The 23955-nt window shown below is 35.7% G+C and carries 28 protein-coding genes and 1 tRNA gene; 15 read left to right on the top strand and 14 right to left on the bottom strand.

What is annotated here, in order from left to right:
* Positions 1 to 60: 60 nt before the first annotated feature.
* Genes N0B16_RS00425 through rbfA form a run of 4 tightly spaced genes read right to left on the bottom strand, consistent with a single transcriptional unit; the run spans position 61 to position 4261 of the window.
* A complete protein-coding gene (locus N0B16_RS00425; RefSeq protein ID WP_262988752.1) occupies positions 61 to 798 on the bottom strand; it encodes a shikimate dehydrogenase family protein in 738 nt (245 codons plus the stop codon).
* Positions 799 to 857: 59 nt separating this feature from the next.
* A complete protein-coding gene (locus tag N0B16_RS00430) occupies positions 858 to 2639 on the bottom strand; it encodes an endonuclease (RefSeq protein WP_262988753.1) in 1782 nt (593 codons plus the stop codon).
* A gap of 50 nt (positions 2640 to 2689) precedes the next feature.
* Positions 2690 to 3895, bottom strand: a complete 1206-nt coding sequence (locus N0B16_RS00435) for an ABC transporter permease (RefSeq protein WP_262988754.1) — start codon at positions 3893 to 3895, stop codon at positions 2690 to 2692.
* 6 nt (positions 3896 to 3901) lie between these two features.
* Positions 3902 to 4261 (bottom strand): 30S ribosome-binding factor RbfA, encoded by a 360-nt coding sequence (gene rbfA, locus N0B16_RS00440; protein ID WP_262988755.1) that lies wholly within the window; start codon positions 4259 to 4261, stop codon positions 3902 to 3904.
* Between the two features lie 88 nt (positions 4262 to 4349).
* Here rbfA and mce point away from each other — a divergent pair, with 88 nt between their 5' ends.
* Together mce and N0B16_RS00450 are read left to right on the top strand one after the other, a co-directional pair.
* Entirely contained in the window at positions 4350 to 4748 is a 399-nt protein-coding gene (mce, locus tag N0B16_RS00445) for a methylmalonyl-CoA epimerase (RefSeq protein WP_262988756.1), read from the top strand.
* A gap of 62 nt (positions 4749 to 4810) precedes the next feature.
* A tRNA-Ile gene (locus tag N0B16_RS00450) sits at positions 4811 to 4884 on the top strand.
* A gap of 621 nt (positions 4885 to 5505) precedes the next feature.
* On the opposite strand, the gene N0B16_RS00455 is transcribed toward N0B16_RS00450, so the two are convergent.
* The gene (locus tag N0B16_RS00455; protein ID WP_262988757.1) at positions 5506 to 5724 is read right to left on the bottom strand and encodes a hypothetical protein; all 219 of its coding nucleotides are present in this window, start codon (positions 5722 to 5724) and stop codon (positions 5506 to 5508) included.
* 220 nt (positions 5725 to 5944) lie between these two features.
* On the opposite strand from N0B16_RS00455, the gene N0B16_RS00460 reads away from it, so the two are divergent.
* Positions 5945 to 6931, top strand: a complete 987-nt coding sequence (locus tag N0B16_RS00460) for a hypothetical protein (protein ID WP_262988758.1) — start codon at positions 5945 to 5947, stop codon at positions 6929 to 6931.
* Between the two features lie 12 nt (positions 6932 to 6943).
* Here the strand turns inward: N0B16_RS00460 and N0B16_RS14130 are convergent, their stop codons facing one another.
* The 4 genes from N0B16_RS14130 to N0B16_RS00475 all read right to left on the bottom strand — a co-directional run bounded on the left by N0B16_RS14130 (position 6944) and on the right by N0B16_RS00475 (position 9529).
* Positions 6944 to 7429, bottom strand: coding sequence for an N-acetylmuramidase family protein (locus N0B16_RS14130; protein WP_368407545.1), 486 nt, complete (start codon positions 7427 to 7429; stop codon positions 6944 to 6946).
* A 68-nt stretch (positions 7430 to 7497) separates the two neighbouring features.
* Positions 7498 to 7812, bottom strand: a complete 315-nt coding sequence (locus tag N0B16_RS00465) for a hypothetical protein (protein ID WP_262988759.1) — start codon at positions 7810 to 7812, stop codon at positions 7498 to 7500.
* Between the two features lie 581 nt (positions 7813 to 8393).
* Entirely contained in the window at positions 8394 to 8717 is a 324-nt protein-coding gene (locus N0B16_RS00470; RefSeq protein WP_262988760.1) for a nuclear transport factor 2 family protein, read from the bottom strand.
* Positions 8718 to 8734: 17 nt separating this feature from the next.
* Positions 8735 to 9529 (bottom strand): SDR family oxidoreductase, encoded by a 795-nt coding sequence (locus N0B16_RS00475; protein ID WP_262988761.1) that lies wholly within the window; start codon positions 9527 to 9529, stop codon positions 8735 to 8737.
* Between the two features lie 128 nt (positions 9530 to 9657).
* Here N0B16_RS00475 and N0B16_RS00480 point away from each other — a divergent pair, with 128 nt between their 5' ends.
* Complete coding sequence (locus tag N0B16_RS00480) at positions 9658 to 10041, top strand: winged helix-turn-helix transcriptional regulator (RefSeq protein ID WP_262988762.1); 384 nt, start codon at positions 9658 to 9660, stop codon at positions 10039 to 10041.
* A gap of 239 nt (positions 10042 to 10280) precedes the next feature.
* Here N0B16_RS00480 and deoD read toward each other — a convergent pair whose 3' ends face one another.
* The 3 genes from deoD to N0B16_RS00495 form a co-directional block, all read right to left on the bottom strand.
* A complete protein-coding gene (gene deoD, locus N0B16_RS00485) occupies positions 10281 to 10988 on the bottom strand; it encodes a purine-nucleoside phosphorylase (protein WP_262988763.1) in 708 nt (235 codons plus the stop codon).
* A gap of 118 nt (positions 10989 to 11106) precedes the next feature.
* A complete protein-coding gene (locus N0B16_RS00490; protein ID WP_262988764.1) occupies positions 11107 to 11433 on the bottom strand; it encodes a helix-turn-helix domain-containing protein in 327 nt (108 codons plus the stop codon).
* A gap of 11 nt (positions 11434 to 11444) precedes the next feature.
* Positions 11445 to 11870 carry a transposase gene (locus N0B16_RS00495; RefSeq protein ID WP_262988765.1) on the bottom strand — a complete coding sequence of 142 codons (426 nt, stop codon included), beginning with the start codon at positions 11868 to 11870 and terminating at the stop codon, positions 11445 to 11447.
* Positions 11871 to 12206: 336 nt separating this feature from the next.
* On the opposite strand from N0B16_RS00495, the gene N0B16_RS00500 reads away from it, so the two are divergent.
* From N0B16_RS00500 to N0B16_RS00535, 8 genes are all read left to right on the top strand, one after another.
* Positions 12207 to 13751: a SulP family inorganic anion transporter gene (locus tag N0B16_RS00500; protein ID WP_262988766.1), complete on the top strand. Its 1545-nt coding sequence runs from the start codon at positions 12207 to 12209 to the stop codon at positions 13749 to 13751.
* 195 nt (positions 13752 to 13946) lie between these two features.
* Positions 13947 to 14621 carry an HAD family hydrolase gene (locus N0B16_RS00505; protein WP_262988767.1) on the top strand — a complete coding sequence of 225 codons (675 nt, stop codon included), beginning with the start codon at positions 13947 to 13949 and terminating at the stop codon, positions 14619 to 14621.
* Position 14622: 1 nt separating this feature from the next.
* Positions 14623 to 15447: a phosphoribosyltransferase family protein gene (locus N0B16_RS00510; RefSeq protein WP_262988768.1), complete on the top strand. Its 825-nt coding sequence runs from the start codon at positions 14623 to 14625 to the stop codon at positions 15445 to 15447.
* The gene (locus N0B16_RS00515; protein WP_262988769.1) at positions 15437 to 15991 is read left to right on the top strand and encodes a TerD family protein; all 555 of its coding nucleotides are present in this window, start codon (positions 15437 to 15439) and stop codon (positions 15989 to 15991) included. Before N0B16_RS00510 ends, N0B16_RS00515 begins: the two co-directional genes overlap by 11 nt.
* Positions 15992 to 15996: 5 nt before the next feature.
* Positions 15997 to 17157: a toxic anion resistance protein gene (locus N0B16_RS00520; RefSeq protein WP_262988770.1), complete on the top strand. Its 1161-nt coding sequence runs from the start codon at positions 15997 to 15999 to the stop codon at positions 17155 to 17157.
* Between the two features lie 34 nt (positions 17158 to 17191).
* Entirely contained in the window at positions 17192 to 18112 is a 921-nt protein-coding gene (locus tag N0B16_RS00525) for a hypothetical protein (RefSeq protein ID WP_262988771.1), read from the top strand.
* A 22-nt stretch (positions 18113 to 18134) separates the two neighbouring features.
* On the top strand, positions 18135 to 18746 hold the full coding sequence (locus tag N0B16_RS00530; protein ID WP_262988772.1) for a TerD family protein: 612 nt from the start codon (positions 18135 to 18137) through the stop codon (positions 18744 to 18746).
* Between the two features lie 78 nt (positions 18747 to 18824).
* Positions 18825 to 19865, top strand: coding sequence for a TerC/Alx family metal homeostasis membrane protein (locus N0B16_RS00535; RefSeq protein WP_262988773.1), 1041 nt, complete (start codon positions 18825 to 18827; stop codon positions 19863 to 19865).
* Between the two features lie 68 nt (positions 19866 to 19933).
* On the opposite strand, the gene N0B16_RS00540 is transcribed toward N0B16_RS00535, so the two are convergent.
* Entirely contained in the window at positions 19934 to 20935 is a 1002-nt protein-coding gene (locus tag N0B16_RS00540) for a catalase family protein (RefSeq protein ID WP_262988774.1), read from the bottom strand.
* Between the two features lie 145 nt (positions 20936 to 21080).
* On the opposite strand from N0B16_RS00540, the gene bamJ reads away from it, so the two are divergent.
* From bamJ to N0B16_RS00555, 3 genes are all read left to right on the top strand, one after another.
* Positions 21081 to 21515: a BamJ family beta-barrel-assembly machinery protein gene (gene bamJ / locus N0B16_RS00545; protein WP_303647411.1), complete on the top strand. Its 435-nt coding sequence runs from the start codon at positions 21081 to 21083 to the stop codon at positions 21513 to 21515.
* 103 nt (positions 21516 to 21618) lie between these two features.
* Positions 21619 to 22029 (top strand): Rrf2 family transcriptional regulator, encoded by a 411-nt coding sequence (locus N0B16_RS00550; protein ID WP_262988775.1) that lies wholly within the window; start codon positions 21619 to 21621, stop codon positions 22027 to 22029.
* A 58-nt stretch (positions 22030 to 22087) separates the two neighbouring features.
* Entirely contained in the window at positions 22088 to 22738 is a 651-nt protein-coding gene (locus N0B16_RS00555; protein ID WP_262988776.1) for an NAD(P)-dependent oxidoreductase, read from the top strand.
* Between the two features lie 64 nt (positions 22739 to 22802).
* On the opposite strand, the gene N0B16_RS00560 is transcribed toward N0B16_RS00555, so the two are convergent.
* On the bottom strand, positions 22803 to 23825 hold the full coding sequence (locus tag N0B16_RS00560; protein ID WP_262988777.1) for a M23 family metallopeptidase: 1023 nt from the start codon (positions 23823 to 23825) through the stop codon (positions 22803 to 22805).
* Positions 23826 to 23955: the final 130 nt, after the last annotated feature.

A 23955-nucleotide genomic window follows, 5' to 3' on the forward strand; every position in this document is an offset into this window, starting at 1 on the left:
TGTGAATGGCGCTTATTGTGTTTAAATATAGCAAAAAGCCAAATATAATACTAATTTATGTTATTTTTTTCTAAAAGACCAAATTTCCCAGGCTTTTTCTGCCTGTTGTTCAAGCATGAAAAGCCCGTTGACGGTTTTTGCCCCTTTTTCTGATGCTCTGATCATAAATTGGGTACAACTGGGGTTGTAAATCAGGTCAATGACAAGATGTTTTTCAGAAAGGCCTTCAAAGGGAAACCTGATACAATTATTAACATCAGGAAAAGTACCTACAGGAGTGCACTGTACAATAATCTGATGATTTTCAACGGTTTGACGGTCTAAATTTTCAAAATTAATTTCTGATTTTCTTGAAATTGTTTCTGATGGGATATTGTATTTGTCAAAAACATATCTTACCGCTTTTGCGGCGCCTCCGTTTCCTAGAATCAAAGCTGCATGATGATGTTTTTTTATATGAATCAATAATGTTTTTTCAAACCCAAAAGCATCTGTATTATATCCTTTCTTTTTTCCATTTTCAATGACTACACAGTTCACAGCCCCTATTTTCTGTGCTTCTTCACTCAGCTCATCCAGATAGCTGATTATTTTTTCTTTGTAAGGAATGGTTACGTTAAACCCTAAAAGCTGTGGATCGGAAAACAAAGTTTCAACGTGGCCGATTTCTTCAAGATCAAAAATATCATAGGAATAATCATTCAATTTTAATTTTTGAAATTTATCTTCAAAAAAAATTTTTGAAAAAGAATATGAAATATTTCTGCCGACCAAGCCTAATTTTTTTTTGCTAATCATTTTTCAAAAATAAAAAAAAGACCGAAAGTATCGGTCTTTACATTAGGTATTTTATTATGTTATTCTACAATAAACTTTGCAGAAGTCATATCTGTTTTAATAATGTACACTCCTTTTGAAATTCCCTGAAGGGATATTTTATTAGAATTTTTGAAAGGGTTGGATATATTCTGAAGCAGTTTTCCGGAAAGGTCATAGATTTCAGCTTTCGAAATTTTGCTCAGATTTTCACCTTTTACAAACAGCTCGTGATTTTTTACAGGATTCGGGTAAATGGTGAATGCCGATTTATCTTTTGCTGTTTCACTGGTCGCCAAAGAGGTTAAACATGTCCAACTAAGATCATCGATCGCCACTCTGTTTCCTGTGACAGGGTTTACCAGTTTGATGATGACGTTTCCGCTTACATTGATATTGCTGATCGTCGTGGTTGTTGGCGTTGTAGCATTATAAGGAATTGTTCCTACCTGCACGCCGTTAATTTCTACATTCAGGCTTCCGTCAGAACCTGCAAATTTCAATTGTGCGGTTACGGTCAAAGTCTGAATTCCTCCGGAAACTGCAGTACTGGTAAGATTTCCATTTCTTACTGTGATGGCTTTTCCGTTGATTGTCTGATCTGTTCTGGAGTCTGTCGCTGTCCAGGTAATAGAATTATTGGTCCATGTTTGGGTTGCATATCCTGAAGAGGCAGCCGGAGTATTTTCGAAATTTTCTGTTCCGCAGCTTCCTCCCCCTGCAGGTCCTGCAAGTGTAGTTGCGGTCGCAGTATTACTTTGTAGGGAAGAATTCCCTGCAGCATCTTTTACAATGATATAGAAAGTGTACGGGGAAGAAGGATTTAATCCTGAAACTGTTGCCGTAGTCCCTGTAACGGTGGAATATAATACACCATTTACATAGATTTCATAACCGCTTACTCCGATATTATCCGTTCCTGCCGTCCAGCTTAATGACACTGAATTGGAAGTTGGATTGGTCGCTGCCACATTGGTCGCTGCTGTAGGAGCCTGAGTGTCTACAACCGGTGTTCCCCAAACCTGATTCACAAATGCGGGATTGTCAATATAAGGATTTCTGTTTCCCTGATACGCGTAAGAAGCATTGTTTCTGCTGATTTCTGCAGGAGAAACCGGGTCTAAAGCATTCCAAGCTAATAGCTGATTCAGTTCCCAGGTTTGTAAGCCGGGAAAAGAAGAGCTTCCCAGCATATTTCCGCTGGTAAAACCGGAAAGTTGTGTTTCATATCGGGTTACAAAATAGAAAATCATTCTTGCCACATCACCTTTAAATGCATCAACGGGCTCGAATACCGTTCCCGAATATCCTGCAGATATGGAAGTTCCTAATTTTGAGCCGTTTAGCGATGTGTATGAAGCGGATCCTACTTTTCCGAAAGGAAAATTAGATCTCATGCCATTTACTTTTCCGTCAGTTGGCCTTATAAAATGGATATCTGCAACCATCGGTGAAGCCGAATTGAATAAACTTTGCGGAACAATATGTTCTCTGTTGTAGCAATCACCCTCGCTGTTATACGATCCGCACTGTCCGGAAGTAATGGTGAAATTATATGGATCTGCACCGCTTGCATTTTCGGAATAAATATCTAAAACCGTTCCGTCATTTTCGTAAAAATAATCGCGGTCTGTGGTTTGATAACCGGTCCATAATCCATTATAACCGTGATCCTGATGACCGTTTGTAATGATGGTTTTAAGAGCGGTTTTTAAAGCTGCTCCCGTTAAAGTTGCTGTTCCGTTGTAATAGTTTGGCGGAGCTTGCGCCAAAACATGTAAAAATGTAAGGCTTAGTAAAAATGAATATACTATTCGTTTCATTATAAAAAAAATTGGAAGCCAAAATTACGAAAAAAATTAACTCTAAAATATTAATTTTTAGTAATATATTCTTTACTGATTTTTGAAAAGAACCAGGAAATTCCGAATCCGAATACACACGCGGTTGCTGCAACGATCAGATAATTTTTTCCTACTAATTTTACAGGGAAAGGTAAAGTCGCATTGGCCCTGAAAATTCCTGTATAAAGCTGGAAGTAGCAGAGAATGGTTCCTATAATCAAACCGGTAATAATTCCTAAAATGACAATTAAAATCCCGGTGTAGAAATAAACATCCCTTAAATGGCCGAGAGGAAAACCTAAAGAAATTAAAGATTTTGCCTGTTGTTTTTTGTCGAGCTGCAGTATAATGATGGCGCCTGCAAGATTAAAAGTCGTTATAAAAATCACCAGTGCGAAAATGAGATAAATGAAGAGCTTTTCTGTATTAATCATTTTCCAGAATGCTGCATTTTCTTCCTGTTTGGTTTTGATCTCTATGTTTTTCCCCAATGATGAGAGCAGGTTTTGCTTTACAGCCTCTGTATTCTCAGGGTTTTTCAGTTTGATCACAATTTGATAGGCAGATTTCTTAGGCAGTGCCAGTAATTCTTCGGCGAGTTCTACCGGTGCGATGATGTAGTTATTCAGCTGCTCATTTCCGGGAAACAATCCGGTCACCAGAATATCTTTCTTATTGTAAATATCTTCTTCTTTAGTAATAATTCCCGTTCCGGGTTTTGGCATAAAGACGGTTGCATAGTAATTTGCAGTGTCTACCGGAATCGACAGCCTGTTGTCCAGAGAGTTTTCCATCAGTACTTCGTTGGAATACTGAAAGCTGGGATATTTTCCAAAAAAAATACTTTTATCAATAGGGTTTACCTTTGTGTATGCAGAATCTACGCCTCTTAAATACGCAATATCCCCTTTTTCACCATATTTGATATATACTTTTTCTTCAATCACTCTTGAAAAGCTGCTGATGTCTTTGTTTTTCGATAAAATGGAACTGATCTTTGTAAAATGATCAATCGTTTTTCCTGTAGTGCTTTTTATGGTAAGATCTGCATGAAGATTGGAAATCAGGTCTTTATTAAGATCTTCAAGGCCTGAAAAAACTGAAATGATCACAAACATTGCGGTAACGGCAACACTCATTGCACCGACTGATAACCAGGTAATAAAGGTTACAGCGGTGCTTCCTTTTTTGGATAAAAGGTATCTGGATGCGATATAAAATGCAATGTTTTTCAAACTTTTTTACAAAACAGGATTGTCACCTTCGCCTCTTAGTTCTTTTTCGAGTTTTTCAACATCATCAAGGGCGGTATCTAAATAAAAGCTAAGCTGTGGAATGATACGAACCTGTTTCCCCATTTTCTGGCCGATAAAGTTTCTGTATTGGGTTTTGTTTTCCTCAATTTCTTTCATAATTGAAGCGCGGAATTCCTGTGGGAAAATGCTTAAATATATTTTTGCAATGCTCAAATCTGCAGTTACCTTCACATCAGAAACCGATACCAGAAAACTCTGTTTGCTTTCTGCGGCCTGTTTGCGGAAAAGTTCTGCGAAATCTTCCTGTATAATCTGTGCTACTTTTCTTTGTCTGTTACTTTCCATAATTTATGCAAATTTACTACTTTTGTTTGAATTGCTGATTTGAAAAAGTCAATAACCTCAAAATTACGATTTTAATATATACATTTTTATGAAATTAGAACACATTGGCCTTGCGGTGCAGTCTTTGGGAGTTTCAGATGAGCTTTTTACCAGGCTCTTAGGAAAAGAATCCTATAAAAAAGAAACGGTTGAAAGGGAAGGGGTTGTCACATCATTTTACGCCACCGGAGAAAGTAAAATTGAACTTTTGGAAGCGAGTAATTCTGACAGTCCCATATCCAAATTTATAGAAAAGCGTGGGGAGGGAATTCATCATTTGGCATTTGGTGTTGAAGACCTGAACTATGAGATTGACAGGCTGAAAAAAGAAGGTTTTGTATTTATTTCAGAAGAACCTAAAGAAGGTGCTGATAATAAATTAGTTGTGTTCTTACATCCCAAATCTACCAATGGCGTTTTGATAGAACTTTGTCAAGAAAAGCGATGAAAAATTTTGTAGTGCAATAAATTTTACTATTTTTGCAAACACAAAATTTAACCCAATTTTGAGGTCCTATAGCTCAGTTGGTTAGAGCACCTGACTCATAATCAGGTGGTCCCTGGTTCGAGCCCAGGTGGGACCACAATGAAAAACCGTAATACATTATTATATAAAGTGTTACGGTTTTTATTTTAAACAATTTCCCAACATTTTCCCAACCGCTATTAAAATTAGAATATTTTTGTTTAGATTATAGTATTCAATTATGAACTTTAGTTTGAATAAAATACCTTACCCTAACCTTACCGAGATTGGAAAGTTTTGAAATGATTTTTATTTACTTCATTTTCTCTGGGATTAGAGGAGAATAACAAAATTAAACTTCCGTTGTTTCTACTATGTTTTATGCCGTTTTTCTGAAGTCGGCTATCTCATTTCACTAATAATTTAATTTATTCGGTTTTTGTTCCGTTTGATCGGAACAAATAACGTCGTTTTACTGTCGTTTGACGACGGCATGATGTTGTTTTCATGTTGTTTGCTCAGCATGATTGTAAATTCTAAACGATCAGGATTGTTTATTTTTTTGAGTAAGAAAGACCGATCCTTTGACTAAAATGTAAGTGTCTTATTTTTATACGCAATTTATGATCTCGAAAAAATCATTAATAACCGTTTTTCAACCATTTCAACAGTTATAGATATTGTACAAATATAGATCAAAAACAATATTTTTTAGTTCCTAATTTTTAAGGAAAATAATTTATTCAGCTTCTTTCACCTCAATGGTTTTTAAAATCCCCTCAATCGTGTTGAGCTGTTCAGGGTTGAGGTTTTTTATTATTTCCTGATTTAAGATAGTTCCCCCGATCTGGATGTAATTATTTTGGTTTTGTATCAGTGTATTATTATTCAAATTGCTTGCAGGTAAAGTATTTTTTAAAGCGCCGATACATTCCAGATATAATTTACAGGCTTTCATGTCCCCATTATCCACAACAAAAATGAATGGCTAATATGACAAAACTTGACGTAAAAACAATATCTCCGACACAGCGGCCGGAGATATTAACCAAAAAGCTTTTCTATGAAAAACTATCAAGATTTTAAAACACAATTTTTAGAATCTGTATTTTATTATATACGACATATTGCTATCTATGGATCATGTTGAAAATTGTATATTCGTAAAAACTAAACCAATGATTGCTCCTATAACAGATTTTTTCACCAATATTAAAGATAAACTTACCAGTACGTTTTTCGGTACGTTCATTTTCGTTTGGATATTAAGAAATTGGGATTTTGTATACACATTTTTCAATTTTGAAAAAAATTCAGATTTGCACGAAAGAATCACATATATAAGATGTTATTTTTACTCAAAAAATATTTATTGTGAAACTCCAATAAATATTGTTTTTACAATTGTATTAATCATTTTGGGGTATACATTAGTTACACTCACAAAAACCATTTCAGCACTTTTTGATAAATTAATGTTGTGGATTACAAGTAGAATTTTTCGTAAAAGAATTATTTCCAAAGAGGAGTTTAATGAAATGGAAGCTAAGTTTAACGATTATTCAAAGAAATATGAAGAGCAACGAGAAATTGTACGAGAATATTCTAAAACACGTGATGATCAAAAAGAATTGATTTTTTCTAAAGACAGTGAAATAAAAGATCTTGAGTCCGAAAAATCAAAATTTACAACAACAATTAATGAGAAATCAGAAGAAATCCATCGATTGCAATTACGCTATGACTCTGCAGAAAATGAAATGAATAATTTAAAAACTGAAATGAACCTTCTAAATGGAACCATATCAAGGTTACGGATTGAAAATGATACACTTAATAATACTTATAAGAGAGAAAAAAGTGAATCAATGGCAGCAAATTATAATCTTGTTACTGAATTAGAAATTTTAGGAAAAGAATTAAGCAGAAACATTATCAAGGAAAGATATTTCAAACCACAATATATAATTCTGCTAATTGAAGGACAAAAAATATTAGAATATATTGATGAAAATGGGGATATTGATTATTTTAATCTGACAAAAGGTGTTCCTACGGATAACTTACTTATTGAACGTGCTACAGCTACAGGACAAGCAACAGTAATTACAAAGCAAGAAGAAATTAATCAAGGATTAGAATTTTATATGAGAAGCCGCAAATAAATTTTAGCTGTATCAGTTAGAATATTTTTTGTAGACATTACCTATTTTAATATCATATTCATTAATATGAAAATTCTTCCCATTGTAAATCCGCGAAAAGTCTGCCCATCGTTTTTCATGTAGTTCATCATCTAACCTATTGTATTTGATAAAATGCACAAATGCCTTTAGCTGATCTGATTCACTTCTGTACATTGCAGTAATAAAGTCCTGTAATGTTGAAAATCCAGCTAATGCGAAATTGAACCCCATAATCTGGAACTTTCCCCAGTTTGTGGATTTTAAAGCTGCTGTTCGGTCTAATTTTGCTGCCTTTTCTAAGCGTGCATATTCATTTTTTGTGTAACCATCAGCTCTCTCATTTGAAATATCCGGATGATCTGCAGAATATTTTCCTGCGGTAAAAGCATGGAACTTATGACGTTCAAATAAAATCTTAGGTTTACCATCTGCCTGAAATTCACTGGCTAAACTTTCAGCTTCAGCAACAGCTTTGATCGCAGCAACTTCACATTTTAATTATGCAGCTGCATTTACATAATCCTGTTCTGTTAATATTTTCATTTCTATCTTTTAAAATAAATTATTAATCCAATTACTACAATTGAAACAACCCCGAAAATAGTAAGCAGTCCAAAGCTCCAAAATGTACCAGTGGTGGTAGCTTTTTTTGCTGAAGTGTTGATTTCTTTGCCGGCTTTCTTGAAATTTGATTCATTAACCAATCCCCGCGCAAAATCTTCAATTTTATTGCTGCTTTCAGATTTTGAATCTTCCTTCTTTACCTGATCCAATTTCGCTGTTTTTGTTCTGATCGATACATCTGCATTCCCGGTAACTTTAATGCTTTGTAAAGTGTCGCCGTTCTCAATATTATACACTTCAATCGGTTTATCAGTTTCAGCCTTTCCCTTAACTTCAATGTCGGTCTGAGTTTCTTTTTTCTGATCAACCAGATCAATCTTCTTTTCTTCCTTTTTTTGTTCGACTTTTTCAATTTGCTTTTCCTCTGTTTTTTTGTTGACGATCCCGTATCGGAGTTATTGGAGGATTAATTAGCTCTCTTGTGGGACGCATGTTAATTCTGCAGCGCTGATTCTTGCTCAAATTGCACAACTCGAGACAATAACAAACCAATTTTGCATGATGGTGTAAGGGAATTCAAGATCAGTAACAATTAGAAAAATAGAAATTAGAAACCCATAATATGAAAAATACTTGGTATGAATTTCTAAGTGAAATCATTAAAATGAATTAAATAAATATAATGATATATATTATTTAAGCAGTTGTTCTGACCAATCAAAAGAAAATTTATCTCTACCTTTTGAGATAGGTGATATTTTGATTTACTAAAACTTTTCGGAATTTAGAAACAAAGCCTATCAAACGCCATTTTCTCAACCAGATTCTGAAAATGTTTTACATTCTAAAAAAAACGGCTAAAGATTTAGCCGTTTTTTTATCCAGTAATTTTCAGTGATTGTATTAATTCATTATCAATTTTTAAATGGTAGCTCAATACAATTGGACTTCCCGGAAAAGTTCCCGAAACATCTGCTTTTAAAATGCTTTCCGTTCCATTTTGTTCATAACTGACAGGCGTCATAATAGATTGGTAACGCTCATTGGCATCTGCGATCCAATGTTCTATTTCTTTTCTTCCATTGTGTGTTTTTCCTTCATCAAAAACAACTGCCTTCTCGGAAAAACAATTTGCGTAAGCCACACTATCGAAATTGTTTTGTGTTTTTACTAATTCTGATACTATTTTTGGTAAGTTCATCTTTTTATATTTTGAAATTATGAAATAGTGGGTACAGTTCCACCGTCGATTATATAATTTGTTCCTGTAAGGTAGCTTGCTCTTGGAGAAACCAAAAAACCGACTAACTCCGCAACTTCCAGAGGCTCTGCGGGTCTTCCAAACGGAATCCCTCCTAATGCATCCATCACGTTTTGTTGAGCCTCCTCAACAGAAATATTAGAGTTTCTGGCAATTTCACCCAGCCAATCTACAGATGCTGTGGTATTTATCCATCCCGGTGAAACAGCGAGTACACGTACGCCTTTTGGTGTAACCTCATTTGATAAGCTTTTGCTATAGTTAAGCAATGCTGCTTTTGAAGCTGCATAAGGTAGAGTAGAATCATACAGCGGCAACTTGCCTTGAATGGAAGCAATGTGAATGATAACACCATCTTTTCGATCAATCATCTGTGGTAAAAATCCTCGGTCCAGACGAACCGGAGCAAGCAAATTTGCCTGTAGTGTTGATTCCCAATCTCCGTCGCTTAGTGCATTAAAACCACCAGCAGGAGTTGTTGAAGAGCCAAGGTTATTCACTAAAATATCCAACTTTCCATAAGTCGAAAGCACTTCGCTTACCACTTTCTGTGATCCTTCTGCCGTACTTAAATCGGCAGCTATGAAATGTAATTTGCTGTTTTCAGTTTCCGTAGCGTTTCTTGCAGATATAATAACCGTTGCACCGGCTTGCAAAAGTCTTTCTGCTATAGCTCTTCCGGCTCCTTTTGTACCTCCTGTTACCAATGCAATTTTGCCCGATAACTCATTGTTGAAATTAAATTGTTCCATTTTTAGAAATTATTTATAGGGCAAAATTGGGGTATAAAAACAGTTTGCACAAGTACGGAATTACGATTCATATAGGGATAAATTATTCCCCTATTGTACAAATCGGAACATACGTTTAATTTTGCAATATGTATGAGAGAAAAATAATACCGAACCTGAATTGCGGACTTGATCTGATCGGTGAAGTACTTTACGGGAAATGGAAGATACGTTTGCTTTGGTTTATTGATCAAGGACATAAAAGACCAAGTGAATTGCAACGTAAAATACCGGATGCCACAAGAAGGGTTTTAAATATTCAGTTAAAGGAATTGGAAGATCACGAATTGGTTACAAAGAAAATTTATCCGGTCGTACCTCCAAAAGTAGAATATAGTTTAACAGAATTTGGTAAAAGTTTGATTCCTGTGATAGGTGTTTTAGGGCAATGGGCGGATCTGCATGAGGATCGGTTAAGAATGTTAATTATAAAAAGAATTCAGGGGTCAGCTGATATAGAAAATTTCAGCTAAAATTATCTCGAAAAAAGATAGAATGAATTTAAAATAAAAAGTGAACACAATAATTTAAAAGATTCTGCTACAATTTGCATTTCGACGAAGCTTTATTAACAATAAACCGCTAATAATTAAACCGTTCTTATGAACGGTTTTTATTGAAGTACCTTTAAATTTTTACATTTTGTCAAAAGATCTTTAACATCAAAACCACCGCAATTGCAGTGGTTTTGATGATCGTAAACAAGCCGTTATTAAAATCTGAAAGCCGATTCCAACGCCAGTTCGATCATTGGTTTTAAAGCTTTTTCTCTTTGATCGGCAGAGATATTTTCATGGGTGGGAATAATATCTGAAACAGTAAGAATGGTTGCTGCATTTTTACCTAAATGTTTTGCATTGGCAAATAATCCGAAAGCCTCCATTTCAACAGCTGGGCAATTGTATTTTGTCGCAATGGCAGGAATTTCAGGATTTTTTCTGTAAAAAATATCGCTGCTGTGAATATTGACAGATTTTGTCTTTAATGATAATTCATTAGCTGTATTATTGATGGTGTCAAAAATTTTTCCCTGATGCGCAATGCTTTCCTCTTCAATTTCCCAGGCATATTTTGCGTATGTACTTTCGCTGACTGCATTTTCTACATTGAGAATGTCAAAAACTTTGAGATCAGTCGTATAAGCGCCGCAGGTTCCGATTCTGATAATGGTGTCAACTTCATACTCCGTATACAGCTCAAAAGAGTAAATCCCGATGCTCGGAAAACCCATTCCGCTGGCTCCTACAGAGATTTCTTTACCTTTGTAAAGACCGGTGTAATAAAAAATTCCTCTGGTCTGGCTGACCAATTTTGCGTTTTCAAGAAAATTTTCAGCAATGTATTTTGCACGAAGCGGATCTCCGGGTTGCAAGACCACTTTAGCAATTTCTCCTTTTTTTGCACTGATGTGAATACTCATAATTGTATGTTCAATGCGCAAAGATAATAAATATGTTAAAAGTGAACAGGCAGATTACGTGCAATTGCCATTACCATTCACCATTGCAAAAAAAAGCTTTAGTTTTAATCTTTTCGACCTATTGAATCTCTTCTTCATACATTTTCTTCCATTTTGCAATGGTTGTTCTGCTGATTTTGTATTTTTTTGAAATATAGTTGCTGGAGAAACCGTGGTCTTTCTGGTACTGAAGGATTTTCAGCATGGTTTCCTTGTCATAAGTTCTCAGCTTCTGGTTGTTTTCCTGGCTTTCCTTACTTTGTTTGAAAACCTTTTCATTAAATCGGATGACCTGTTCTGAAGTGTCAAGATTCTGCAGCAGCTGCAGGATTTTTTCGTCTTTTAATTTTTCAGGATATTCTTCCTTCAGAAGATCATGGTATATTTTGCTGTAATTAGGCTTCATATGTGATCTTTTTACAATTCGTTATTTTTTTTCTGCAGCCACCGGTGAAGCGTGCTTTTCGGAATGGAATATTCGCTGATCACGTCAGATTGGGTCATCTCACCGGAAGTGATTTTTTTCATGATAAAATCCTTGATTTCCTGGGTGTAGATATTTTTCCGGAATTGCGGCGTAGTATCTGTTTTCTGCTGATTCTTGTTTACCGCAGAAGGAGGAGCATACAGAATAAGATGTGAAGAATAAATCCTGAAAAAATCATATTCTAATAATTTGCTGCATCTCAGGAGAATATCGGTGTCTACAGAACTGCTTTCAAATAGGGCATTTACAAACTCTTCATCTTTATTCAGAAAATTGCATATTCTTTCCATAGGGATTTCCTTTTCATCTGCAACCTTCTTAATGTATTTCCCGATATGTATTACTTTGTAAAGCATCTATTGATAAAAGTTTATATTTAAATATTTTTCATTTATCTTTTGATCATTCATGTGTTGAGAATGCATTCTCTAACCTGTCAAATTTATAAAAAATCATACAATAAACCTGTCCTTTTTATTTTAATAAAGATAAAAATACCAAAATTATGTTGAGAATTAAACAATTGTTTTTTGAAGACATAGAATCTATACATATTACTTTTTCAGATAGAAGAACCGGGTGTAAAGATTGTTTAGATAGGCCATAGTCCATACCTTTGCATGTTTAAAACGTTTTCGTGAATTATAGTGTAATTATTCTAATTGATTCCGGGATTGTTTAAAGGCTTCACTATGGATATCAAAAGTTATTTTTACACCACCGAAATACGCGAAAAAATAAATTTTAAAAACGAATTGCTTGCCGGATTTACGGTTGCCATGACGATGATTCCGGAATCGCTATCATTTGCAATTTTGGCTGGGCTATCTCCATTGACGGGGCTTTATGCTGCGTTTATGATGGGTTTGGTTACCGCGATTTTAGGAGGCCGCCCCGGAATGGTTTCTGGTGGGGCAGGAGCAACGATTGTGGTTTTGATTGCCTTAATACGATCTCACGGTGTAGAATATCTTTTTGCAACGGTAGTTCTTGCAGGGATTTTTCAGGTATTGGTGGGCGTCTTCAGGCTTGGGAAATTTGTAAGATTAATTCCGCAGCCTGTCATGTTTGGCTTTCTGAATGGTTTGGCGGTTATTATTTTTATGGCGCAGGTAGAGCAGTTTAAATTTGTTGATGCAAACGGAATGGTCAATTGGCTTCAGGGTACTGCTTTGTACGTGATGTTGGGCTTAACGGCTTTTACGATTGCCATTGTTTATTTTTTTCCTAAAATGACCAAAGTGGTTCCGGCTTCATTAATCGCGATTGTTATTGTTTTTGCCATTGTTTTAGGCTTTGATATTCATACAAAAACGGTTGCAGACATCGCTCATATCAGCGGAAGTTTACCTGATTTTCATATTCCTGCCATTCCGGTATCTCTGGAAACGTTACAGATTATTTTTCCTTATGCTTTGATTATGGCGGGAGTAGGTTTAATCGAATCACTTTTAACCTTATCCATGGTAGATGAAATTACAGATTCAAAAGGAAATGCCAATAAAGAAGCTGCTGCACAGGGAATTGCCAATATTACCAACGGTTTTTTCGGCGGAATGGGTGGCTGTGCAATGGTGGCGCAGACATTGGTCAATCTCAATGCGGGTTCAAGAGCCAGACTTTCGGGAATTATCGCTTCAGTCACTATTTTAATCATCATTTTGGTGGGCGCTCCTTTTATTGAAAAAATCCCGATGGCAGCTTTGGTGGGGGTCATGATGATGGTCGCGATCAGCACATTTCAGTGGGTATCAATCAGAATCGTCAATAAAATGCCGAAATCTGATATTTTTGTCGGAATGACGGTTGCTTTAATTACTATTGTTTTACATAATCTTGCTTTGGCGGTTCTGGTGGGAGTCATAATTTCCGCGTTGGTTTTTGCATGGGATAATGCGAAAAGAATCCGGGCAAGAAAATACACCGATGAAAACGGAATTAAATATTACGAAATTTTCGGGCCTTTATTTTTCGGCTCCGTGACAGCTTTTACTGATAAATTTGACCCTAAAAACGATCCTGAACGGGTTATTGTAGATTTTAAAGAAAGCCGGATCGTTGATATGAGCGCGATTGATGCATTGGATAAATTATCAAAAAGGTATGCCCGGCAAAACAAAAAAATCCTTTTAAAGCACCTGAGTGAAGACTGCCGTACAATGCTGAAAAATGCAGAAGCCGTAATTGAAGTTAATATCCAGGAAGATCCTACCTATAAAGTGATGCCAGAAAAGTAATTTGAACGTAAAGTAAAATATACCTTAAATCTGTCTTAAGCTATACCATAAAAACCTTAAAAAGTATTAAAAAATCCGTAGGTAATAATAAAAATTTTATCTTTGAAAAGAATTGATTAACTCAACACAAATTGAAAAATAAATATTTAAATCTTTTTCAGGAAAAACCAAGTACAACCCTTAACGTATACTGTTTTGAAAGTAGATATCGACATTCATAACCACGCTCATTTTTCTTTTGATCTGTGGCTCACCTTAATAAAATCTCACCCGGAATTCAAAACGAAAAGAGTGGAGCTGTTTGCCTCATTTTTTGACATCAGCCAGCCTGTGGATAAAGTTGCAAAAGTAGTAAAATATTATGATGACCTTTGTAATACCATTAATGAAGTCATCGGCAGAAATGTAGATACGTATGAGATTTATTTATTGATTTTGAATGCTTTAAATGTCGACATTAAAGGGATGACCAAAGAAAATCTCAAAGAATTTTACCTTGCAAGCGAAAAGCTTTTTTTAGAATACAAACCGGTTATTATTTTTGAAAACCTTCACCAGTTTTTTGACAGCATTAAAAGCCAGGGGAAAACCATTAATATTCTGAGCAACACGGGTTTTATCAAAGGAACGACGATGAGAAAATTTCTGATCGGAGAAAACCTGGATCAGTACATTGATTTTCATATTTATTCTGATGAGGTCAATTGCTCAAAACCTAATCCTCTTGTTTTCCAGGAAGTTAAAAATAAAATTAAGAACCAGGATCTGCTGTTGGATCAGATTTTGCACATCGGAGACAATCCTATTGCAGATTATAAAGGGGCAAGAGATTTCGGTTTTAATGCCCATTTGTTAAAACACTCAATCTAATATGAATAAAAGATACAGCTTACACCATATTCATTCTGCGGAAGAATTTACCTTTTCTCCGGCAGAATACAGCTATTTCAAGTACGGCGATAAGTCATACGCAGAAAAATTTGCCAGAGAATTATTTGAAGGGTTTATTGCTCAGCACGAAGAAATCTTACATACAGATAAAGAAATTCTCGTATTGCCAAGCCCGTATATGGCGATTCCCACCGCTTCCAATTTTTTATGTTTTTATTTTAAAAAACAATTGGATTTTTATCTCTTTCAGAAAGGAAAAAAATCCAGTATCCTTTCAAAAATAAACAGAAATCATACCTACACCACCGATTACGGCACGTTAAGTTTTGAAGACCGTAAAAACCTGATCGGTAATGATACGTATTATCTTGATAAAGACTTTTTAAGAGGAAAGCTCTGCATTTTTATAGACGATATCAAAATTACCGGAAGCCATGAATTTACAGTCAATAAAATCTTAAACGAATTTGATGTACAGGCCGATTTTTTATTCATGTATTATGCCGAACTGATGAATTTTGAGCTTGATCCTAAAATTGAAAACTATTTTAATTATTATGCGGTGAAAAATGTGCAAGACGTCGCCGAAGTAATGCTGAAGCCCAGTTTCCAGTTTAATACAAGAATTGTAAAATATATTTTAGGCTTAGAATCAAGTAATTTTGAGTATCTTACGTCTAAAATAAAAAAAGAGCAGATGAATCATCTTCTCGAGTTGGCAATAAGCAACAATTATCACTTAATAAAAGAATACGAAAACAATATCAATACGTTAACACAAACTGAATTACACTATGGCTATTAATTTGCAAAAAGGACAGAGAGAAAATATAAGCGCACCCAAATTCACCATTGGTTTAGGATGGGATGTCAACAGTACATCTACAGGTACAGGTTTTGACCTGGATGCTTCTCTTTTTTTACTGGGAGAAAACAAAAAACTGGTCTCAGACAATCATTTTATTTTTTATAACAATACAGAATCTCCAGACAAATCTGTGATTCATTCGGGAGATAATTTAACTGGAGACGGAGACGGAGATGATGAGCAGATCAAGATTGATTTAACAAAAATTGATCCTGCCGTAAAAGAGATTACCGTTGTTGTGACCATTCATGAAGCTGAATCAAGAAAACAGAATTTCGGACAGGTAAGAAACTCGTTCATCAGAATTTTCAATACCGATACCAATGAAGAGCTTTTAAAATATGAGCTGGACGAAGATTTCTCCATCGAAACGGCAGTAGAATTCGGAAGAATCTACAACCGAAACGGCGAATGGAAATTTGAAGCCGTAGGAGCCGGACAAAGAGAAGGCCTTGAGAAATTTGTATCAATCTATCAATAATCATTATGGATAATCAACCCAATCAACCCACTGATCCGCTTCAGGATATTGAGCCTCTTAAATCATTTGAGCCTGCGCAGCCAAGCCAGCCTGTTCAGAATGCGGCGCCTGCAGTTCTTGTAGACCGGGACGGGAATGTCAATCTGAACCAGATTCAGGGAGAAGAACGTCAGAAGTTTGAGCAGATTGCCAATGCGATTGACGAAACAAATCCGGCCTCTATTGTTAATTTCGGATCAGAGCTGCAGAAAACCCTGGCTAATCAGAGTGACAGCTTTTTAGGAAATGTAAGACGCTCAAACTCCGGTGAAGTAGGAGAGCTTATCAATAATCTGTTGGTAGAATTAAATTATGTAGATGTAGATGAATTGGAAGGAAATAAAGTGAAAAGTTTCCTGAGCAAACTTCCGTTCATGAAAAAAATGATCACCCAGGTAGATAATTTATTCGCGAAATACGATAAGATTACCAGTAATATTGATCAGATTTCACACAAAGTAAATGCAGGAATCATCACTTCTACCAAAGATAATGCAGTATTACAGACTATTTTTGAAAGTAATGTCAATTCCATCAAAGCCATTGAAGATCTTGTCATCGCAGGAAACATCAGAATGGAAAAAGCAGGGGTAGAACTTGCCGAGATGGAAGCCAATGTGCAAAACTATGCCGATTATCAGATTGCTGACAAAAGAGATTTTATCAACAGGTTAGACAGAAGGCTTGCTGATCTTAAAGTAGTGCGTCTCATCATGATGCAGTCGCTCCCGCAGATCAGACTCGTACAGAACAATAACGTTTCAATTGCCGAGAAAGCGCAGACCATTCTTACCACAACTTTGCCTGTCTGGAAAAATCAACTATCGTTAGCGGTTGCAATGCACAGACAGCAGCAGAATATCGAGATTCAGCAGAAAGTATCTTCTACTACAGAAGAAATTTTGAGAAAAAATGCAGAACGCCTCGGTCAGAATTCAAGAAACGTGGCAAAAGCAAACGAACAGACCATTGTTTCTGCAGAAACTCTGAAAGAAACTACCGCAATGCTGATCAATACTTTGAATGAAGTAAAACAGATTCAGAAGCAAGGTGCCGAAAACAGAAGAAAGCTGGATCAGGATCTGCAGACCTTAGAATCGGAATTAAAAGCAAACATAAGAGGATAATTGTAAAAAAGTGGATGGTGAGGTTGAAATCATAATGTCTCAAAGCAAAAGAAGGTTAACAAAGCTTAAACTTCTTTCAAATTTCTTTGAAAATCTTGATATCATATCGATTTATATTAAAACCGATATTATCCATCAGTTGTTCAATGATAACAAGACATTGGATTACCATAAACTGGAGCTTTTTCACTTACAGTATACCGACAGTCTGATAGAATTGCTGACGAAGATCAAAAAGCAGAAAGAAAATGATCTTTTAGCGGTGATTAACGAAATCAATATCAACACTCAATACATTTCAGATTTTGAACAAAGAAAAACAGATCATTTTGAGACCGACCGGAAAATTTACAGTGGGATTTTTTCAAATCATCTGAAAAACCTATATAAGGATCTTACCGAAAATCAGTTTTCCCTGAACTGGAATGAGGTATTGTATTTCCATAAACGATACGGTACAGAATTTTACAGAATCAATGCAGATGAATCAAAGCTGAATATTCAGCAACAGCCTTCTTATCAGTATCAGGAATATCGTATAGAAAGGAAATTGCTGGGAAAGCTTAATATTCAGGGATTTAAAGTGCGTTTTGTCTGCGGTTTCAGGATCGGAAAAAATGAATACGAGCTTTTTAAAATTTTTCAGAGCGATGAGCATTTTGTTTTTAATGTTGAAGAACGAAGAATGTATCTGATTCATGAAGAATTGGCAGACCTCAATATCTCAGAAAATGAATCTAACCAGATGGCTGTTATCAATCAGCTGAAAAAAAAGAATGAAGAGCTGGAAGAAACCATTGATGAAAGAAAAAGATCCCTTCCCGATGCTGTAGAATCGGTATTGAAAGATTATCTTCGAAATCTCGAAAGCATGGATATCATGAGCAAAATTTTTGATGTGAATGAAGAAACCAATATTTTGCGGGCGATGCTCAATTTAAACTTAAATAATTAATAAATTAAAACTCAATAGAACAATGGCTATTAACTTACAAAAAGGTCAGAGAATAAACCTGACTAAAGAAAACGGAACGACATTGTCGCAGGCGTGTGTAGGAATCAACTGGGGTGCGATAGAGAAAAAAAGTTTCTTCGGCGGAGTTTCAAAAGAGGCCGTAGATTTAGACGGAAGCTGCATTCTGTATGATGCAAATAAAAACGCTACGGAAGTTATCTATTTTGGAAATCTTAAATCCAAAAACGGATCTGTAAAACACAGCGGGGATGATCTTACAGGGGATGTTAATGGAGATGATGGTCTTGATAATGAAGTTATTACCATAGATTTCAATAATTTAGATGCCAATGTAGAACATGTAGCATTGGTTCTGAACAGCTACAAAGGGCAGGATTTCGGGACTATTCCTTTTGCATCTATCCGCATTTATGAAGGTACTCCAACCTCTGTAAGAGAAGTTTTTGCCAAGTATGATATTGCCAATGACAAATCTTTCAACGGTCATGTTGCCATGGTGATGGGTGTTTTCTACAGAAGAAACAATGAGTGGAAATTCAATGCCATCGGAGATCCTACAGCAGACAGAAAACTGGAACAAACCATTCAAACGGTTCAGCAAAAGTATTTGTAAAAAATAAATCATAAATAAACTGGCAATAATTGTATTCTGTACAGTTATTGCTTTTATCATATATAAAAGATATCATAAGTGGAACAGCATCAAAGTATTATAGATCTTCATCCCGGCTTGGTCTGGGGTTTTGCGATAACGGTGGTTATCATGTTACTCCTCGATTTAGGGGTTTTTAATAAAAAAAGCCATGAGGTTTCTTCTAAAGAAGCCACCATCTGGTCCATCGTATGGATTTCACTGTCTATGGTGTTTTCAGGAGTGGTGTACTGGGTTTTCAATACAGACGGAACGGCAGGAAGCCATGCAGTTGCTATAGAAAAATTTACGCAGTATCAAGCAGCATACTGGATAGAAAAAGCACTTTCGGTAGATAATTTATTTGTTTTTATCCTGGTTTTCGGGTTTTTTAAAGTCCCGAAATACCTGCATCATAAAGTTTTATTCTGGGGAATTATCGGAGCGTTGATATTCCGGGCCATATTTATTTTTGCCGGGGTAGGATTAATCAATTTAACTTATTTACCGGAAATGAATGTCTTTGGACATCCGGTAAAAATCAATATTGTAATGGCCCTGTTTGGTTTGTTTCTGGTGTATGCAGGAATCAAATCCTGGGGTGACGGCGATGGCGACGATGATGAAGATTACAGCAATACCGCGGGTGCAAGATTAATTAAAAGATTCTGGAAAGTTTCTGATAACTATGTGGGAGATAAATTTTTTACCGTACAGAACGGCATTAAAATGGCAACTCCGCTTTTGGTGGTAGTTGCGGTAATTGAGTTTACGGATGTGCTTTTCGCGGTAGATTCTATTCCGGCAATTTTCGCTATTTCTGATGATCCTTTTATTTTATACACTTCAAACATCTTTGCCATTTTAGGTTTAAGATCACTGTATTTCCTATTGGCCAATTTCATCCATATGTTCAGCAAGCTGTCATACGGTTTGGCGATTATCTTATCATTTATAGGGATAAAAATGCTTATTGCACCGTGGATTCATATTTCTTCACCGGTATCTTTAGGTATTGTAGGTGGCGTTTTGGTGATTTCAGTGATAGCATCACTTCTGTTCCCCGATAAAAAGGAGGATGAAAAACCGGAAATCGAATAGGAAATAATATTCAATAAATAATGGCTTTACTTCAGGTAAGGCCTTTTTTATGAATAAAGGCTAAAAAGTTATTTATACTTTAAAAGAGTATTGATTTTTTTTCTTGTTTGCAAAGATACTTTGTACGCTTCATCACGTAGCTTCTGTATTTTACCGACAGGCTGCAAAATCTCCGCACTCTCATACGGATTGAAAGATAGCAACTCATTGCCACAGTCTTTAGGATTGAGCAAAGCATCTTTATCCAGCCGTATTTCCCCGATTTTAATAAAAGTTGAATTCTTCCAATCCCGGTTAAGAATATTAACAGGCTGATCTTTCAGATTGTAACAAAACTGTACAAAAACATCAGATTCAAAATGATGAGCCCTGAAAAAATCTTCTATTCCCTTTTTTACAGATACATTCTTCCCAAAATTTTCAGCTGCATTTTTCGGGCTTAATTTTATTTTAACCATATAATCTCCTATCCGGTAAACGCCTACAGAATGATAATCAAAAGACAGGATAAAATTATTTTTGTTCCGAATGAATCGAAATACATGCTTCAAAAAAGGCATATATAAGAGATTAGGAATCAATGTATAAAGTTGCTTTAATAAAGGAAAAAGATAGTTTGTTTTTTTAACAAAAAACCGGTTGATCACGGTAAACAGTTTTAAAAATTTTGTAACAGAATTAATTGGAAATAGAGGGAAATTCACCAAAGGATAATTGGCAATCGTACGATCTGCATCATCTTTTATTTTAATAGCAAAACCATATGCAGGGATATCTTTTCCGCCATTATTGATTTTAAGATGGGCATTCGATAACCGTACGGTAATATTGTATTTTTCTTTGTTAAATATAGCTTTCAGTTCAAAAGGCAATTCAGCACCGATAACAAATTCCCCTTTCAAAACAGCATAGGTTTTTGCATGCGCATTTCTTGTAGAATAAGGTACATCACTGATAGCAGAGGATTTTTCCACAAAATCTGCAATACTTTTTTTGGCTTCTTCCAGAAGTTGCTTTTCTTCATAGGTTAGCTTTTCAAAGTTCTTATGATAAGACAAAGGTTCCTGCATAAAATAATAAAATCCAATTATAACGCCAAGTTTTTTAATCTGCGTTAAGAGAACATTATACTTTGTTAAGTTTTATGCACTGGAACATGCAATTTCTTTTAATGAATCAGTGATCAAAATACTATCTTTGTCAAAACATTTGAGAATGGGAGTAGCAGACATGTTATTTAAACGTAAAAAAGAACAGGCAGAGAAAAACCTGAATGCAGGGAGAGCCTTTATGGAAGAAAATGCCTTAAAAGAAGGTGTCATTACTTTGCCAAGCGGATTGCAGTACGAAATTATCAAAGAAGGCGACGGTGCAAAACCTAAATCCAAAGACACCGTAAAATGCCATTACCACGGTACAACAATCGATGGGAAAGTATTTGACAGCTCGGTAAAAAGAGGAACTCCGGCATCTTTTCCTCTGAACCGCGTTATAAAAGGCTGGACGGAAGCTTTGCAGCTCATGCCTGTCGGAAGCAAATGGAAACTGTTTCTTCCTCCGAATTTAGCCTACGGTGAAGAACAGATCAGCAAAGAAATAGGTCCCAACAGTACACTTATTTTCGAGGTCGAATTATTGGGAATAAAATAAACTTAAAGGAATTTGCCGAATGGTAGGTTCTTTTTTTTTAAACAAAATTAATTGTAATTATTTTTGTTACATTTAAAAATTTAATTACCTTTGTCCTATTATTATGAGCAATACAAGATTTGCTACGGCAGTACATATCATGACGTTGTTGTCAAAATCATATCCGGAATGGCTTACTTCTGACTGGATTGCGGGAAGCATCAATGTCAATCCCGTTATTATACGTAAAGAATTGGGAGGATTAAAAAAAGCAGGCTTAGTAGAAAGCAGGCTCGGAAAAGAAGGCGGAATTCGGCTTTCGAAAAACCCGGACTTGATACAGATTTCAGAAATTTATACTGTTATCCAAAATAATGAATTGTTAGGAAAAAAAAATATGAAGCCTAATCCCAATTGCAGCGTAGGAAAAGAAATCAACATCCATCTTGATGAATTGTTTGACGAGACCACCCAATTGGTTCTGAATTTCTTGAAAAATAAGTCTCTTCAGGAATTTACCAATCAGTTCAGATAAAAATTTTTAATCATAAATGTAATAATATTTATTACAAATAAAATTTAAATAAAATACTATGAAAAAAGTAGCCGTAATTGGTGCCACAGGTTTTGTGGGCACACAAGTTGTAAAAGAATTGGAAAATAGAGGGTACTCCGTTGAAGCCATTGTGAGAGACGCTTCTAAAGTAAACGAGAATGAAAAAGTAAAGGCAAAAAGCATTAATGTAAACAACATCGATGATTTGGCAGAAGCCTTAAAAGGAAATGATGCCGTGATCAGTGCTTTCAATGCGGGATGGACTAATCCTAATCTTTATGAAGATTTTTTAAAAGGTTCTGTCAACATAGAAAAAGCAGTCGAAAAATCGGGTGTAAAGAGATTTATTACAGTGGGTGGAGCCGGAAGTCTTTATATTGACGGGCAGCAGTTGGTAGACAGTGTAGATTTTCCTGCCGAAATAAAACCGGGTGCTACTTCAGCAAGAGATTATCTGAATGAAATTAAGAAGAATGATAATTTGGACTGGACGTTTTTCAGCCCCGCTATCGAAATGCATCAGGGAACTGCCGGAATCAGGACCGGAATGTACAGAACTGCATTAGAAAATCCTGTTTTCGATGAAAACGGGAGAAGTATTCTTTCTGTAGAAGATGTTGCCGTAGTTTTAGTAGACGAATTGGAACAGAATAACCACATTCGTGAGCGTTTTACGGCTGCGTATTAATTTTTTGAATCTATTTGAAATTTCGGCGGCACCAAAGGTGCCGCCGAAATTTATTGTAAACTATTTACAGATTCATAAACAGTTTTGGGTTCACCGGAGTATTGTTTTTGTGCACTTCATAATGAAGGTGAGGCCCTGTCGAACGCCCGGAATTTCCTGATTTGGCAATAACCTGGCCGACTTTTACTTTATCGTTGGTTTTGGCAATCAATTGAGACAAATGTCCATAAAGAGTAGCCAATCCATTTCCGTGAGAGACAATCACACAGTTTCCATATCCCCCTTTTTGCCCTGAAAAAATAACGGTTCCTGCAGCAGTGGCGATCACATTCGATCCAAAAGCAACGGCAATATCAAGACCTTTATGAAACTGCATCTGATCAGCTTCCGCAGGCGGATTATTTTTTTCAACAGGAGTTTTAGAAGGGGTAGCCACACTTTTTACAGAAGAATTTGCTGAAGCAGAAGCAACGGGTGCGCTGGCTGTTTTTGGCGTTACCATTACTTTTACTTCTCTTTTATTTCCGTAACTGTCTGTAAGCTCGATAATTTTTTCAACGGGTTCAGCTTTCACCTCCGGTTTAGGAGCGGCCGCAACTGTTGCTGGTTTTACCTCAGCGGTAGTTTTTACAGATGCCAATACAGTTTTAAAAGGGATAGGGTTTTTTCTTACCCCGAAATTTGATGAAATATACCCGTCAGTCGGCATTCCTAAAGGAACCTGCATCAGTTTTTTCTGAAGATCCATCAGATATTGGCTGTACCGGTTTGACTGCTTTGCCAAGTAGATTGAATTTGAAATGCTGTCGTTGTCCAGAACCATTAGTTTTTCATTCTGGATATTTTTTGATTTTAAAAAAGAATTCAGCTGTCCTATGGTTTGATCTACCAGGCTTAGATCCGTTTTCATCTTTAAATAATCTACACTGTCTTTTTCTGTATTGATTTTTACCAGATTGACTTCATAATTTTTATCGTCTTTCTCAGAAAAAAGTTTGGCGATAAAAATGCCTTGCGCAAAAACTACAAGTGAAAGTGCGCCAATCAGAATTGATACTTTCTTTTTGGCTATTAAAAATTTCTTCATTTCTTTTTCTTAGAATTTAGAACCGGTTTTAAGGGTGCAAATTTAATTAAAATAAATTTTGAGATATGACATTACCTATAAATAGTTTATAATAACGGTGTTTTTATCATTTAATTGTCTGTTGATGGTA

Origin of the sequence: Chryseobacterium gilvum (assembly GCF_025628965.1) — a bacterium.
Taxonomy (GTDB): Bacteria; Bacteroidota; Bacteroidia; order Flavobacteriales; family Weeksellaceae; genus Chryseobacterium; species Chryseobacterium gilvum.